The organism is Candidatus Pelagibacter ubique HIMB140, from assembly GCF_025558165.1.
GTDB classification, from domain to species: domain Bacteria; phylum Pseudomonadota; class Alphaproteobacteria; order Pelagibacterales; family Pelagibacteraceae; genus Pelagibacter; species Pelagibacter ubique_T.
Genome location: NZ_LAMZ01000001.1, coordinates 566,137 through 582,652, shown reverse-complemented (window position 1 = coordinate 582,652; position 16,516 = coordinate 566,137). Strand labels below are relative to the sequence as shown.

At 27.4% G+C, this 16,516-nt stretch carries 13 protein-coding genes and 1 tRNA gene; 6 read left to right on the top strand and 8 right to left on the bottom strand.

Annotated features, from left to right (window positions below; all coding sequences use genetic code 11):
* Positions 1-5: 5 nt before the first annotated feature.
* Both VP90_RS03270 and ligA read left to right on the top strand, forming a co-directional pair.
* On the top strand, positions 6-851 hold the full coding sequence (locus tag VP90_RS03270) for an outer membrane protein assembly factor BamD (protein WP_262589668.1): 846 nt from the start codon (positions 6-8) through the stop codon (positions 849-851).
* Positions 852-2,876 carry an NAD-dependent DNA ligase LigA gene (gene ligA / locus VP90_RS03265; protein WP_262589667.1) on the top strand — a complete coding sequence of 675 codons (2,025 nt, stop codon included), beginning with the start codon at positions 852-854 and terminating at the stop codon, positions 2,874-2,876. It begins immediately after the preceding gene.
* Here ligA and VP90_RS03260 read toward each other — a convergent pair.
* Both VP90_RS03260 and VP90_RS03255 read right to left on the bottom strand, forming a co-directional pair.
* Positions 2,859-4,553 carry an aminopeptidase P family protein gene (locus VP90_RS03260; protein WP_262589666.1) on the bottom strand — a complete coding sequence of 565 codons (1,695 nt, stop codon included), beginning with the start codon at positions 4,551-4,553 and terminating at the stop codon, positions 2,859-2,861. The genes ligA and VP90_RS03260 overlap by 18 nt on opposite strands.
* Positions 4,550-6,586, bottom strand: coding sequence for an ATP-dependent helicase (locus tag VP90_RS03255; protein WP_262589665.1), 2,037 nt, complete (start codon positions 6,584-6,586; stop codon positions 4,550-4,552). Before VP90_RS03255 ends, VP90_RS03260 begins: the two co-directional genes overlap by 4 nt.
* 33 nt (positions 6,587-6,619) lie before the next feature.
* Between VP90_RS03255 and VP90_RS03250 the strand changes: the two genes are divergently transcribed.
* Entirely contained in the window at positions 6,620-8,110 is a 1,491-nt protein-coding gene (locus VP90_RS03250; protein ID WP_262589664.1) for a hypothetical protein, read from the top strand.
* Here the strand turns inward: VP90_RS03250 and fumC are convergent.
* A complete protein-coding gene (fumC, locus tag VP90_RS03245; protein ID WP_262589662.1) occupies positions 8,098-9,486 on the bottom strand; it encodes a class II fumarate hydratase in 1,389 nt (462 codons plus the stop codon). The genes VP90_RS03250 and fumC overlap by 13 nt on opposite strands.
* 67 nt (positions 9,487-9,553) lie before the next feature.
* On the opposite strand from fumC, the gene VP90_RS03240 reads away from it, so the two are divergent.
* On the top strand, positions 9,554-9,925 hold the full coding sequence (locus VP90_RS03240) for a nucleoside triphosphate pyrophosphohydrolase family protein (RefSeq protein ID WP_316963582.1): 372 nt from the start codon (positions 9,554-9,556) through the stop codon (positions 9,923-9,925).
* On the opposite strand, the gene nadC is transcribed toward VP90_RS03240, so the two are convergent.
* Both nadC and nadA read right to left on the bottom strand, forming a co-directional pair.
* Positions 9,922-10,755 (bottom strand): carboxylating nicotinate-nucleotide diphosphorylase, encoded by an 834-nt coding sequence (nadC, locus tag VP90_RS03235; RefSeq protein WP_262589660.1) that lies wholly within the window; start codon positions 10,753-10,755, stop codon positions 9,922-9,924. The genes VP90_RS03240 and nadC overlap by 4 nt on opposite strands.
* 5 nt (positions 10,756-10,760) lie before the next feature.
* On the bottom strand, positions 10,761-11,750 hold the full coding sequence (nadA, locus tag VP90_RS03230; protein ID WP_262589659.1) for a quinolinate synthase NadA: 990 nt from the start codon (positions 11,748-11,750) through the stop codon (positions 10,761-10,763).
* A 55-nt stretch (positions 11,751-11,805) separates the two neighbouring features.
* Here nadA and VP90_RS03225 point away from each other — a divergent pair.
* Positions 11,806-11,891: transfer RNA gene (locus tag VP90_RS03225), tRNA-Leu, on the top strand.
* A gap of 10 nt (positions 11,892-11,901) precedes the next feature.
* On the opposite strand, the gene VP90_RS03220 is transcribed toward VP90_RS03225, so the two are convergent.
* On the bottom strand, positions 11,902-12,789 hold the full coding sequence (locus VP90_RS03220) for a YgfZ/GcvT domain-containing protein (protein ID WP_262589658.1): 888 nt from the start codon (positions 12,787-12,789) through the stop codon (positions 11,902-11,904).
* Between the two features lie 43 nt (positions 12,790-12,832).
* On the opposite strand from VP90_RS03220, the gene VP90_RS03215 reads away from it, so the two are divergent.
* The gene (locus VP90_RS03215) at positions 12,833-14,140 is read left to right on the top strand and encodes a dihydroorotase (protein ID WP_262589657.1); all 1,308 of its coding nucleotides are present in this window, start codon (positions 12,833-12,835) and stop codon (positions 14,138-14,140) included.
* On the opposite strand, the gene VP90_RS03210 is transcribed toward VP90_RS03215, so the two are convergent.
* Positions 14,133-14,468, bottom strand: a complete 336-nt coding sequence (locus VP90_RS03210; protein WP_262589656.1) for a DMT family transporter — start codon at positions 14,466-14,468, stop codon at positions 14,133-14,135. The two genes, VP90_RS03215 and VP90_RS03210, sit on opposite strands and share 8 nt — an antisense overlap.
* Positions 14,468-16,363 carry a propionyl-CoA synthetase gene (locus tag VP90_RS03205; protein ID WP_262589655.1) on the bottom strand — a complete coding sequence of 632 codons (1,896 nt, stop codon included), beginning with the start codon at positions 16,361-16,363 and terminating at the stop codon, positions 14,468-14,470. The genes VP90_RS03210 and VP90_RS03205 overlap by 1 nt, the downstream gene beginning before the upstream one ends.
* Positions 16,364-16,516: the final 153 nt, after the last annotated feature.

Below are 16,516 nucleotides of genomic sequence, written 5' to 3'. Positions count from 1 at the left end.
TTATTATGCAATTTAAAATTATTTTAAAAATATTTGTAATATCAATTTTAATTTATTCTTGTTCAAAAAATGAAACAAAGAAATCTACCATAACTCAAAAAAGTTTAGATTTACAAATATTGGAAGCTTACCAAGAAGGAATGAAAAATCTGAAGGAGGGAGATGTAATTTTTGCAGCAAAAAAATTTAACGAAGTAGAAACAATGTTCCCCCAATCGATTTGGGCACCAAAATCTTCTCTAATGGCTGCTTACTCATATTATGTTCAGGATTATTATTCAGAGGCTATTGCTGAATTAGTGAGGTTTAAGAGAGTATATCCAACACATAATAATTTAGATTATGCAAATTATTTATTATCTTTATGTTATTATGAACAAATTGTTGATGAAACTAAAGACCTTGAATCAATTTTAAACTCAAAGCAAAGTTTTGAATCTTTAATTAATAATTATCCTAATTCAGAATATTCTATAGATGCAAAATTTAAGTTAGATTTAATTGAAGATATTCTTGCTGCAAAAGAACTTTATATAGGTAGATATTACCTAGAGAAGAAAAAATGGATTTCAGCAATTAACAGATTTAAGGTTATCATAAATGATTATGATAATAGTATTTATGTTGAAGAGGCTTTACATAGATTAGTAGAAATATATTATATAATAGGGCTGAAAGAAGAGTCATTTAAATATGCAAAATTGCTTGGATATAATTACAGGACTTCCAAGTGGTATGAACAGTCATATAAAATATTTAACAAAAAATATGAGATAAAGAAAAAGGAAAGACAAAAAGAAAAAAAGAAAGAGATAAAAGTTTTAAACAAATTTAAATCAATTTTTGATTAAATGTCTAGTAATATTAAGAAAGAGTATAATTTAAAAATTAAATTAATTAAAAAATATAATGAAAGTTATTTCGATCATAATAAATCAATAGTATCTGATGCTTCATATGATATTTTAAAAAAAGAAATTTTAGAATTAGAAAATAAATATAATTTTTTAAATTCGAAATATTCTCCATCTAAATATGTAGGTTTTAAACCTTCAAAAAATTTTCACAAATCACCGCATAGAGTTCCTATGCTTTCTTTAGGTAATGCATTTTCAGAGGAAGATTTACTGAACTTCGAAAAAAAAATTAGTAATTTTTTATCATTAAACGGAAAGGAAATATATTATAGTGCGGAACCTAAAATTGATGGAATTTCAGCTTCATTAACATATAAAAAAGGTAAATTTTTTAAAGGTTTGTCTAGAGGAGATGGAAAAGAAGGAGAAGATATAACTTCAAATCTTTTAACCATAGAAGATATACCAAAAAAAATTTTATCAAAAGATTTTCCTGAAGAAATTGATATTAGAGGCGAAGTGTTTATTAAAAATGATGATTTTAAAAATTTAAATGTAAAATTTGCAAACCCTAGAAATGCAGCTTCAGGTTCATTAAGACAAAAAAATTCTGAGGAAACAAAAAAAATACCTTTAAACTTTATTGCTTATACATTTGGATATGAGAGAGGATTAATGGTTAATAATCAATTCGAATACCTTAAAAAATTAACTGAATGGGGTTTCAAAACTAACCCGTTAAACAAATTAATATCTGGAGTAAAAAATTTATTAAATAATTATAATCAAATAGAAAAAAAAAGAATTAATTTGGATTTTGATATAGACGGTGTCGTTTACAAAGTTAATGATTTTGCAATGCAAAAAAGATTAGGAAGTGTTGCAAACGCACCTAGGTGGGCAATAGCTCACAAGTTTTCCTCAAACAAAGCGATTTCTCAAATATTAGACATAGAAATTCAAATAGGAAGAACTGGTGCTTTAACACCAGTAGCAAAAATTAAACCAATAAATATTGGAGGTGTTTTAGTTTCCAATGCAACATTGCATAATGAGGATGAAATTAATCGAAAAGATATCAGAATAGGTGATACTGTAGTTGTAGAAAGGGCTGGTGATGTAATACCTCATATACTTTCAGTAGATAAACAAAAAAGATTAAAAAATTCAAAAAAATTTATTTTTCCAAAAAATTGTCCATCATGTGGATCAGAAACAATTAAAGAATTTAATAAAATAACAAAAAAAGTTGACGCTGTTAGGAGATGTTCCAGTGAAGGTTATTATTGTAATAAAATGTCAGTTGAAAAATTAAAACATTTTGTATCAAAAGAAGCATTTAATATAGATGGGTTTGGAAAGAAAATAGTTGAAAATTTTTGGAAATTGAAATTAATAAAATATCCTCAAGACATTTTCAATTTAGATTTTTCAAAAATTAAAAATTTAGATGGTTGGGGCAAACTTTCTGTTCAAAACTTAAAGTATTCAATTGATCAAAAAAAAATTATTTCTTTAGAAAGATTTATATATTCTTTGGGAATAAGACATATAGGTTTAGAAAATGCAAAATTGTTGTCTAAACATTTTGTATCATTTTCAAAATTTAAAAATTTAACTAAACAAATTGATTATGAAGATTTACTAAATATTGATGGAATTGGTGATACACAAGTAAGCTCAATCAAGATTTTTTTTTCAAATGAAGCTAACCAAATAGTTTTGAATGAATTAGAAAAAGTTTTATTAATTAAAGATGCTATAAAAAATTCAAATAATGGTTTATTAAAAAATAAAACTTTTTTGGTTACTGGAAAATTAAATGGAATAAGTAGAGCAGAAGTTAAATCTCTGATTGAAGAACATTCTGGAAAAACTGTTAGTAGTGTATCAAAAAAATTGAATTTCTTAATTATTGGTGAAAAACCAACTAAAAAAAAAATAGATGACGCTAAAAAATTAAAAATAAAAGTAATTGATCAAGTTAAATTTTTGAAGATGCTAAATAAAAGTAGCTAACCACTTTTTCTCATTTGGACTCAAGTATTTTGATATCTTTGAATAAACTTCAAAATGATACTTAAATAGATAGTTTTTCTCATAATTTGTTAATAAATTAAAATTTATTAAATCTTTTTCTATAGGAGCCATTGTTAAATTTTGAAATAACAAATTTTTCTTTATTTTTTTTACATAGACTAAATTTTCAATCCTAATTCCATATTCATTGGTTTTATAATACCCAGGTTCATTACTTAAAATCATACCCTCTCTTATTTTTACAGAATTTATTTTTGTAATAGATTGAGGGCCTTCATGAACATTAAGAAAAAATCCAACTCCATGTCCTGTACCATGTGCATAATCTAAGTTACTTTTATTTAAAAATTTTCTTGCTCTTTTATCTATCTTTTTGCCTGTATCTTGTTTATTTATATCACTTGTAGCTACAGCAATATGACCTTTTAAAACTTTGGTAAAAATATTTTTGATGTTTTGCTTTTGTTTTGAAAAACAAATTGTTCTTGTTACATCAGTTGTTCCATATTTATATTGACCTCCAGAATCACAAAGGAAAATATCTCTCTTATTTATAACTCTGCAATTTTTTTTCTTTGCACGATAATGAACAATCGCACCATTTTTGCCAGAGCCTGCTATTGTATCAAAACTTGGGTAGAGAAATTGTTTATTTAATTTTCTAAAATTTTCTAATTTCTTAGACGCTTCTACTTCCGTAATATTTTTTTTATTAATTTTTTTTATCCAGTATAGAAATTTTGTTAATGCTACACCATCATAGATATGAGCATTAATCATATTATTAATCTCAGTTTTATTTTTGATTGCTTTTAAATGATAAATTGGATCTTCTTTTTTTATTATCTTAAATTTAGACTTAATTAAATTTTCATAAAATATTGAACAAGATTTATCATCTACAATAAAGCTTTTTCCCTTAAGATTTTGTATTTTACTAGGTAAATAATTTACATCTAAAAATTGATCTTTCCTAATAATTTTATTCTTTAATAATTGCTTACACTTTCTAAGATTACTTATAAGTAATATTTTTTTTGATTTACTTATTATCAATCGTGAATTTGGAATTGGACTGTTGGGGCCATCTCCACCTCGAATATTTAAGGTCCACGCAACATTTTCTGGTGCACTAATAAAAATAAAATCTGTTTTACTTTTTTTTAAATATTTTGTTATTTTATTTAATTTAGAATTAATGCTTTCACCAACAATATTTTTGTCTAATGAAAAAAAAGGAATAGAGGCCTGTTCTCTCTGTTTTTTAATTTCATCAATTAGATTTTTTTTGACATGTTTAATTTTGTTATATTTTAAAAAATAATTTTTTATTTGAGTACTGGTAAATAACTTTGGATCTATACCTAGTGTAAGATTTTTAAATAAATTACAATTTATTAATTTTTCAAATCCATAAATTTTAAAATTTTTTCCACTCTCCATTTTACTTTGAATTGTGTATCTTCCGTCAGTAAATAAATAATTTTTATTTTTAAGAACAATTGCTAGACCAGCAGATCCACTAAAATTTGAAATAACTTCTAATCGATTTAATTTTGAATATTCTGTAAAAAAATCATCATTTTTTGGAATTACATAGCCATCGATCTCATATGTCTTAAATTTATTTCTTAAAATCTTTATGTAATCACTCATTTTATTCTCTTTTGATATCTTATCCACCCAGGACTTCTTGTTCCTTCGTCAATTTCAAAATCCTGATTAAACTCAAAATCATCATCATTGTTAATTTCTTCTTCAAAGAAAGAATTTTTTTCTAAATGTTTTTCTGGTAGTTCATCAATGAAACGTGAGGCCATACTATCTATCCAATCTCCTTGGTAAAATCTATTCATTGAAAAAGAAATTATAGCTTTCTTCTTTGCCCTTGTAATTCCTACATATGCTAATCGTCTTTCTTCCTCTAGGCCATTTTGACCTTTTTCTTCAATAGATTTTTGATGTGGAAACAATCCTTCTTCCCATCCAGGTAGAAATACAACATCAAATTCCAAACCTTTTGCTGCATGCATAGTCATCATATTAATTTTTTCACCATCCCATTCTTGATCTACCGAGGTTGCTAAAGATACGTGTTCTAAAAAACTTTCTAGATTATCAAATTCTTTCATAGCACTTAACAATTCTTTAATATTTTCCAGTCTATTTTCATTATCTAAATCTTTTTTATTTTTAAGCATTGCTGAATAGCCAGACTCATCTAAAACAATTTGTAATAACTTTATATGATTTGATTTCTTTATAATTAAATCATTTCTCCATTTGATTAGAGAATTAATAAATAAACTAAGTCCAATTTTAGTTTTTGGCTTAATTAGATTTTGTTCAAGCATTTTGATTGATGCTCTTTCTAAATTTAAATTATTTTTCTTAGCAAACTCATGAATATTTTTTAAAGTACTATCACCTATTGATCTCTTAGGGTTATTTACTATTCTTTCAAAAGCCAAGTCATCTTTTTCTTGATGAATCAATCTTAAATAAGCAACACAGTCTTTAATTTCAGCTCTTTCATAAAATTTTGTACCACCCAATATTCTGTAAGGCATACCAATTTTCAGAAATCGCTCTTCAAATTCACGTGTCTGAAAGATGGCTCTGACTAAAATTGCTATGTTATTATAAGAAAATTCTTTTTTAATTTTTTTTTCAATTTCATCAGAAACCCCAATTGCTTCATCTTTACCATTTTTAAAACAATTTAATTGAACTAAATCACCTTCTTCCATAGTAGTAATTAATGTTTTTCCAACTCTATTCTGATTATTAGAAATAAGGTTTGAAGCAACTGATAATATGTTTTGTGAAGATCTGTAATTATGTTCTAATCTTATTACTTTTGTATTTTCATAAACTTTGTCAAACTCTAAAAAATTTTTAATCTCTGCACCTCTCCAACTATATATTGATTGATCATCATCACCAACACAGCAAATATTTTTATTTTTTTCAGATAGAAGATTTAGCCATTTACTTTGAATAAAATTTGTATCTTGATACTCATCAACTAATATGTATTTAAAATTTTTAGAATATATTTCTCTTATATCAGGATTAAATTCTAAAATTTTTACTGTGTGTAAAATTAAATCGCCAAAATCACAAGAATTTAAATCAGTTAATTTTTGTTGATATATTTTGTATAACGGAAGTATAGTTTTCTCATAAATATCTTTTTGATTTATGACTACTTCTCCAGGATAAAAACCTTTATTCTTCCATCTATCAATTATTGCAAGTATAAATCTTGGGGATAATTGTTTGATATCTATATTTTCTGCTTTGCATATATTTTTTATCAATCTAATTTGATCATCAGTGTCAATAATAGTGAAATTTGAGTTTAATTGTGCAGCTGAAGCATGTTTTCTTAATAATTTAGCACAAATTGAATGAAAAGTTCCCAACCAAGAAAGACCAATAGCAGCAGATCCTAAAATTTTACTTACTCTATTTTGCATTTCTTTAGCTGCTTTATTTGTGAATGTGACTGCTAGAATTTGATTTGGAAAAGCTTTTTTTTCCTTAATTATATTAGCTATTCTTGATGTTAGGACTTTAGTTTTTCCTGAACCAGCACCAGCAACTATCAAAAGAGGACCATCTAGATGCATTACAGCCTCTTTCTGCGCTGCATTCAAATTATTTAAATATTCTCTATTTATCATTCAAAATAATGTTTTATAAGATTATTGCTTAAAATGAATAATCCTAAATTTATTGCTAGTTTTTTTAAAAAATTCAGTAAATTTATTAATAATCTATTAGAGAAAAATTTAAACAAGTTAAATGTTGATAATTTTAAAAATTTATTAATTAATAATAAAATATTTTTATCTATTGTCGCACTAATTATTTTATTTTTATCATATCTTTCATTCCCAAATATTCACAATAAAGAAGAAGTTTCTTTAGAAATTAAAAAAAATTTAAAAAATAAATTAAACCTAGAGTTTAATTTTCAAGAAAATCTAGAATATAAATTTTTGCCTAGACCTCATTTTACTACAAATAACTCTTCAATTAATCTTAAAGAAGATAAAATTACAGAAATAAAAAAACTTAAAGTTTATGTTTCTCTTGAAAATTTGTTTTCTTTAAAAAACATTAAATTAAATCATGTCATTTTAGAAGAAGCAAACTTTAATTTAAAAAAAAATAATTATAATTTTTTTTATGATTTATTGAATAGTAATTTCAAAGACTTCAAATTTGAAATATCAAATAGTAATGTTTTTTATAGAAACATAGAAAATGAAGTTTTGCTTATAAATAATATTTCTAATGCTAAATATTATTTTGATACTAAAGAGATTAAAAATACACTTGATGCAAATAATGAGATTTTTAATTTGCCTTATTCAATTAAAATCTATGATGATAAAATTAAAAAAATATTAAACTCCAAAATAAATATAGAAAGTTTAAAACTTATAATAAATAATCAAACAAAATATACTGATACAAATTATTCAGGTTTTTCAGAAATAAATTTTTTAAACTCAAAAAATTTATTTGAGTATCAATATAAAAATGATTTGTTTGAGTTTAAATTTTTTGATAAAAATCAAAATCCTGATTTTTCTTATAAAAGTAGATTTAATTTAAAACCATTTTATGCAAATATAACAGGTAATACAAAAAAAATAGATCTTTCGCCTTTGTTTTCGTCAAATGCGATTATTAAAGAGCTTTTAAAGATTGAAATTTTAAACAATAAAAATATTGATTTTTATTTAATTATTTCTGGAAACAGTATTAAAAAATTTGAAGATTTTAAAAATGTTTTAATAAAGTCTAAAATTCAAGAAGGTTTAGTCGATATTGATCAAACTAAAATGACATGGAAGAACAATATTAATTTTGAGTTTTTAAATAGCTTAATATATGTGAAAGAAGGAAAATTAATTTTAGATTCAAATGTTGAAATTAATATAAATAATACAAATGAACTTTATAAGTTCTTGCTTACTCCAAAAAATTTGAGAAAAAAGATTAGTAAGGTTAATGTTAACTTCACTTATTTTTTTGATGAAAAATATATTAAAGTCAAGAATATCATGGTAGACGAAAAAATACTTAAAAAATCAAATTATACTTTCGAAGACATTTTACTAAAAGAAAACAATCTACAAAATAAAATTTATTTTAAAAATTTACTGAATGAAGTGATAAAAAATTATGCAGGATAAATCATTTTTCTAGGATCAACTATTCTATTATATTCTTTTTCGCTAATTAATCCTGTTTGCAATGTTTCATGTTTAAGTGTTGTATTATTCTTCAAAGCTGTCTTTGCTATTTTTGCAGCATTATCATAACCAATGTGTGGAGCTAAAGCCGTCACCAACATTAATGAGTTATCTAAGTGCTCTTTAATTTTCTTTTTATTAGCTTTAATTCCTTTAACACAATAAAGAGCAAAATTCTTTGTACTGTCTGCTAATAAGTCAATAGATTGCAAAATGTTGTGAGCAATTAATGGCTTAAATACATTTAGTTCAAAATGTCCATGTGATCCAGCCATAGTAATTCCATTGTGATTTCCAATAACGTTTGCACATACCATTGTAACTGCTTCACACTGAGTTGGATTTACTTTTCCAGGCATTATAGATGAACCAGGTTCATTTTCAGGTAATATCAATTCTCCATATCCAGCTCGAGGTCCAGATCCTAGAAATCTGATATCATTTGAAATTTTCATTAGTGCAACGGCACAAGTATTCAATGTCCCAGAAAAATTTACTATTGCATCATGAGCTGCAAGTTCAGCAAATTTATTTGGTGCAGGTTTAAATTTTATTTTAGTAAATTTTGCAATTTCTTTAACAATTTTTTTGTCAAAATTTTTCTTTGAGTTTATTCCTGTACCAACAGCTGTACCACCTTGTGCAAGAAATAGTATTTCTTTTAAAGCATATTCAATTCTTTCAATACTTTTTTTTAATTGAGCATGATATCCAGAAAATTCCTGACCTAGAGACAATGGCGTTGCATCTTGAAGATGCGTTCTTCCAATTTTAACTATTTTTTTAAACTCTTTAGATTTTTTCTTGAGCTCTTTTTCTAAAATTTTTAAACTTGGCAACATTTTAGAAAGAGTTTGTGTCGCTATAGATATATGCATTGCAGTTGGAAAAACATCATTAGTCGATTGAGATTTATTTACATGGTCATTTGGGTGAACAGGTTTTTTAGTTCCCTTTTTTCCTCCCAACATTTCAATGGCTCTGTTGGCAATCACCTCGTTTACATTCATATTTGTTTGAGTACCAGAACCTGTTTGCCAAACTTTTAAAGGAAAATTCTCATTTAATTTTCCTTTAATTACCTCGTCTGAAGCTTTGATAATTGCATTTGAAATTTTACTGCTAATTAATTTATCTTTAGCATGAACTATAGCTGCTGATCTTTTAATAATAGCAATTGATTTTATTATAGAAATATTAACTAAAATTTTCCCGATGTTAAAAAATTTATTTGATCTTTGAGTTGATGCACCCCAGTATTTGTCATTGGGTACATTTATGCTTCCAATACTGTCAAATTCTTTTCTTAATTTCATTGATTAATTTCTTAGTAATAAATAATTATATTCATACAATAAATTTTAAAAAACATACAGGAGCAATATGTCGAATTTTAGTAAAGTCGGAACTTTTATGAAAACCTTTGGTCAAGATGTTAGAACTAAGCCATCTTTTAGCACCGATAAGATAAACAAATTAAGAATAGATCTAATTAAAGAGGAGTTAGATGAGCTTACTGAAGCTATGAATAATAAAGATTTATTAGAAGTTGCTGATGCACTTACAGATATTTTGTATGTAACGTATGGGGCAGGACATGCTTTTGGAATAGATTTAGATAAATGTTTTGAAGAAGTTCAAAACTCAAATATGAGCAAATTAGATGAAAATGGAAAACCTATTTATAATGAAGCTGGAAAAGTTATGAAAGGTCCTAATTATTTTAAACCAGATCTAACTAAGTTTGTGAGTTAAATTTCTAGCTTAAAGTCAACTGCAATAGCACTATGAGTAATGCTTCCTATAGAAATTCTATTTACTCCTGTTGAGGCAATTGCTTTGACAGTTTTCAAATTAATATTTCCAGAAGCTTCTGTTTCGTAATACTTTTTAGCAATTTTAACTGCAGTTTTTAAATTTTTTAAATTCATATTATCTAGTAGAACAGTATTAAATCTTAACCCCAAAATTGATCTAAGTTGATCAATTGTATCAACTTCTACTGTAATTTTTTTTCCTTTTTTATTTTTAATTGCTTTTATAACTAAATTTTTTAAATCTGAACTTGCGATGTGATTGTCTTTTATTAGATATTCATCACTTAAATTAAATCTATGGTTCGTACCCCCTCCTAACTTGACACCATACTTTTGAATTACTCTAAGATTTGGAATTGTTTTTCTTGTGCAGCAAATTTTAGTTTTTTTTCCAGCTAATCTTACAAATTCATTCGTCTTTGTTGCTATACCAGAAATATGTGACAAAAAATTTAGAGCAACTCTTTCAGCAATCAAAATATTTTTTGCCTTACCTTTTATCAAAGCAACTAAAGAACCTTTTTTAATTCTCGAACCATCTTTTTTTTTAACAATAAATTTTATTTTATTATCAATTAAGGAAAAAGTTTGTTTAACAAATAATAATCCAGCAACAACTGCATTTTGATTTGATAATAATTTTACAGTTACGATCTTATCGTTGTTAATTAATGCTGAAGTGATGTCACCTGAAGGATAAAGATCTTCGTTTAGAGCTAACTTAACAGTGCTTTTGATAAATTCTTTGCTTAATTTAATTTTTGACACTTATATTATCTGCCAATGGCTGCCATTCTTTCTACAGATATTCTGGCTTTATCAATTATTTCTTTGTCCATTATGATTTCGCCAGTCTCATTTTCTAAACAATCTAAAATTTTAGGTAAAGTAATCTTTTTCATATGTGGACACATATTGCATGGTTTAACAAAATTCACATTTGGATTTTCAATTTGAATATTGTCACTCATTGAACATTCGGTTACCATCATTACTTTTTTTGGCTGATTATCTTTTACATATTTAATCATTCCAGAAGTGGATCCTGCAAAATCGCTTGCTTCAATTACATCAGGTGGACATTCTGGATGAGCGATAATTTTAATTCCAGGATTATTTTTTCTAATATCTTCTATTTCTTTTCTATTAAATTGGTCATGAACAATACAAATTCCTTTCCAAGAAATAATTTCAACATCTGTTTGAGAAGCAACATATTTAGCCAAATAATCGTCGGGTAAAAATATTACCCTTTTTACTCCAAGTGATTTAACAATTTTAACTGCGTTTGCTGATGTACAACAAACATCTGTTTCAGCCTTTACTTCAGCCGAGGTATTTACATATGATACTACTGGAACACCTGGGTACTTCTCTTTTAGTAATCTCACATCTTTACCAGTAATTGAGGATGATAAAGAACAACCCGCATCCATATCAGGTAAGATTACTTTTTTATTAGGGCTCATTAACTTTGCAGTTTCAGCCATAAAGTGAACTCCTGCCATTAGAATTATATCTGCTGAAGTTTTTGAGGCTTCAATTGCTAATGCAAGTGAGTCTGCAGAAAAATCTGCAACACCATGATATATTTCTGGAGTTTGATAATTGTGAGCTAAAATTACAGCATTCTTTTCTTTTTTTAATTTATTAATTTTATGAATGTATGGAGCATGCACAGACCATTCAATTTCAGGTATAACCTTAGAAATTTTTTGATATATAGGATCTGTTGCTTTACGTACTTCTTGTGTAAATTCCATAAAGTTTTTTACCAATTTGAAACATACTTGTCATTCATTTATTATGAGACATATCGCGGTCGTGCTGAAATTGGTAGACAGGCACGGTTGAGGGCCGTGTGGACTTAGTCCATGAGAGTTCGAGTCTCTCCGACCGCACCAAATTTCAATTTTAACTGATCCATTCAGGTTTTTTTATAATTATTGAAGCTTCTTTAGTTTTAAATTCAAGCTTTTCATCAAAGTTTTCATCTAAAAATTTGATTAAAGCGAAAGGGTAATCATTATCTATTAACACTTTACCTATTTCATTTTCATTATTAAAAATACTTTCTCCTTCATTTAGTTTTCCATTAATTATATTTATAGGCATCAATCTTTTTGAAAGCTTATTTTTTAATTTAATTCTAGCTGTATTTTCTTGGCCAACATAACAGCCTTTTTTAAAATCTATTCCATTCAGTTCTTCAAAATTACATTCAATACCAAATAATTTGTCTTGTAATTTGTTTAAATCTTTTGGAACTATTCCTAGTTTATGACTTAAAGAATAGTATTCGTTTACATCTGTATCGTGGAGATCTAATTTTTTTAAGGACAAGTAAAGTTTTTCTAAATTAATAATTAATCTTGCTCCTAATTGTTTATTTCTTGGATCTAAAAATATTGGATCTTCTCTATATTTAATTGTGCATCCATGTTGATCTTTTGCTCCATCAAAAGTTAAGAATTTTTCATGAGAAAATGCTGCTACAACAAATTCATTACTTAAATTAAGAATTTCAACTTTAGATCTTAGCTTATAAAGAGATAACTGTTTAAATAGTCCATCTGCTTGATATTTTTCACAATCTAAAAGATAACCTGATTTATGTTTTACGATTATAAATTCATATAAAAATTTCCCTTGGGGTGTAAGTAAAGAACTAAAACAACTATTTACATCACTTACTTTGTTTATATCGTTACTAATAAGATTTTGAAGAAACTCTTTTGCATCTTCTCCGTTAATATAAAGAATTGCTCTATCTTCTAAAATGTAAACGTTTTTTATATTCATAATTGATTAATTATAGATTGTAATATAATAACAATTTCTCAAAATGTTAGATCTTATAATTAAAAACGGACAATGTTACATCGATGGTGAATTAAAAGACGTTGATGTTGCTATAAAAGATGGAAAAATTCAAAAGATTGGTCAAATTTCAGAAGAAGCAAAAGAGACAATCAATGTAGAAGGTCATACAGTATTGCCTGGTTGCATAGATACCCAAACACATTTTAGAGAACCAGGATCAACAGATACTGAGGATCTTCATTCAGGGAGTAGGGCAGCAATAGCAGGTGGGATAACCAGTGTATTTGAGATGCCAAACACTAACCCTCCAACTTCAAACATGAAAGAGTTTAAAAGAAAACTAGATCTTGCTAAAGATAGAATGTATTGCAATTATGCTTTTTACTTTGGTGCTACTGCTGACAATGCAGATGACTTAGCTAGTTTAAAAGATTTAAAAGGTTGTTGTGGAATTAAGCTTTTTGCTGGCTCTTCGACTGGTAATTTATTAGTGGCTGAAGAAGATGATATAGATAAAGTTTTTCAAAACGCTTCCAAAGTCGTTGCAGTGCATTCCGAAGATGAAGCAATATTAAAGATTAATAAAAAATTAATTAAAGAAGGAAATGTCCACACACATCCCGTATGGAGGAGCGCAGAGTGTGCCATAGCATCCACAAGAAGAATTGTTAGAATTGCAGAAAAACATAAAAAAAAAGCTCATGTTCTTCATATTACAACGAAAGAAGAAATTGATTTTCTTTCTCAGCATAAGGGCAACATTACATTTGAGATAACTCCCCAGCATTTAACTCTTTATGCTCCAGATTGTTATGACAAACTTGGAACGTATGCTCAAATGAATCCACCATTAAGGGATAAAACTCATTATGATAGATTATGGTATGGGGTCAGAAACAACTTCAATGATACTATCGGATCAGATCATGCGCCTCATTTAAAAGAAAACAAAGATAAGGTTTATCCAAATACTCCTTCAGGTATGCCGGGTGTTCAAACTTTAATGCCAGTAATGTTAAATCATATTAACGATGGAAAACTAAGTTTAAATCAGTTGATAAACTTTGTTTGTGAAAATCCAGTTAAAATTTTTGGAATTAAAAATAAAGGATTTATTAAAGAAGGTTATGATGCTGACTTTACAATTGTAGATATGAACAAAACAATCGAAATTAAGAATGAAAATATTGAAAGTAAATGTAAATGGTCTCCATTTAATGGATTTAAATTCAAAGGAACACCCACTCATACTATCATTGCAGGAAAAATTAAAATGCAAGATGGCAAAATTTTAGGAGATCCAGAAGGCACTCCTTTAGTTTTTAGTTAATTGTTTTAGAAGAATAAATATTTACAAGCGTTAATCCCAATACGATTAAGAACATACCCAAAACAACCTGCCAACTTAATGACTGTCCGTAAAAAATATATCCAAGTATAGCAATAGTAAATATTCCTAAACCACACCAAGTTGCATAAACCACAGCCAATGGAAGTTTAGTAACTACAATTGATAGACAAAAAAATGCACATACATAAAAAAATATTAAAGCACCTGTTGGAACTGGTTTTGTAAAACCTTTTGTAACAGGTAAAAGCATAGTTCCTGAAACTTCAAATATAGTTGCTGCAATTAAGATTAAATATGTTTTAAGCATTATTTTATAATTCCATTTTGAGATAAGTTTTCTTTAATTTCATCTAAAATTGCTGGATCATCTATTGTAGGTGGAATTTTATATTCAACACCATCCGCAATTTTCCTTATTGTTCCTCTTAAAATTTTTCCTGATCTGGTTTTTGGCAATCTTTTAATAACAATAACAACTTTAAATGCTGCTACAGGTCCAATTTTTTCTCTAACCATTTGAACACATTCTTTTGATACAGTTTCATTATCTTTTTCAACACCAGATTTTAAAACTACTAAACCAATCGGTAATTGACCTTTTAATTTATCTGCAATTCCAAGAACTGCACATTCAGCAACTGATTGATGTTCAGACAAAACCTCTTCAATTGCACCAGTTGATAACCTATGTCCTGCAACATTGATAATGTCATCAGTTCTAGACATAATCCAAATGTAACCTTCATCATCAATATGACCTGCATCATATGTTTGATAATAGCCTTCATAATTAGTCATATAGTTTTCTTTGTATCTTTGATCAGCATTCCATAGAGTAGGGAATGTCCCAGGAGGCAAAGGTAGTTTTACAACAATATCTCCCATTTCATTTGGTTTAGCTAAAGATTGGTCTGGTTTAATGATTTTGACATCATATCCTGGAACTGCTTTACAAGCTGAGCCGTATTTGGTCTCCATCATTTCAATTCCTGTACAATTTGAGCTGATTGCCCAACTAGTCTCAGTTTGCCACCAGTGATCAATCACTGGGACTCTTAATAAATTTTCTGCCCACTTGATAGTATCTGGGTCTGCTCTTTCTCCAGCAAGAAACAAGCTCTCAAAACTAGATAAATCATATTTTGAGAAAAATTTACCTTCTGGATCTTCTTTCTTGATGGCTCTAAATGCAGTTGGTGCAGTGAATAATGATTTTACTTTATAATCTGAGATGATTTTCCAGAAAGCACCAGCATCTGGTGTTCCAACAGGCTTTCCTTCAAATAAAACTGTTGTGCATCCTTTAAACAATGGGGCATAAACAATATAAGAGTGCCCAACAATCCAACCAATATCACTAGCCGACCACCAAATATCATCAGTATCAATATTGTAGATATTCTTCATAGTCCATTTAAGAGCAACGATATGACCACCAGTATCCCTAACAATTCCTTTTGGTGTCCCTGTCGTTCCAGATGTATATAAGATGTAAGCAAACTCATTTGAATTCATCTCAACACAATCAGTATCTTTTGCATTTGAGATTGCTTCTTCCCAACTAATCTCAGTTGGAGCATTTAATTTGACTTCGTTTCCTGGTCTTTGGAACAAAATCGTCTTTTCAATTTTATGATTAGCTATTTTTATAGCCTCATCTACCAGAGGTTTGTATTCAACTGTCCTTCCAGGTTCAAAACCACATGAAGCAGTTACTAATAGTTTTGCTTTACTGTCATCTATTCTGCTTGCAAGCTCATTTGAGGCAAATCCACCAAAAACAACTGAGTGTATTGCACCAATTCTCGCACAAGCAAGCATAGAAATTACAGCCTCAGGGATCATTGGCATGTAAATAATTACTCTATCTCCTTTATTTACACCTTGTTGTTTTAAAGCACCTGCAAATCTTGATACTTTTGCTCTAAGTTCCTCATAAGTAAACTTAGCTTTATTACCTGTGATAGGACTATCGTAGATTAAAGCAGTTTTTTGACCTCTTCCTTGGTCAATATGTATGTCTAAAGCGTTATAACAAGTGTTGGTGACGCCATCTTCAAACCATTTATAGAAAGGAGGATTAGATTTGTTTAAAATTTTTGTTGGTTTTTTAAACCAAAAGATATCTTCACTTGCTTCTTGCCAAAATTTTTCAGGGTTTTGAATGGAATTTTCGTAAATATTTAGAAATTTTTTTGACATGCTAATTTGATTCGATTTTTGTTATTTTTTTGGTTTTTAACTTATAAATTGTATTTAATTTTAAAAATTCAGTAAAATCAATGCAAATTAATGACAATTAAGTCTTCATAAAACTAATTTAATTTGCTATTTAAGCCCAACTTTGACTTAGGG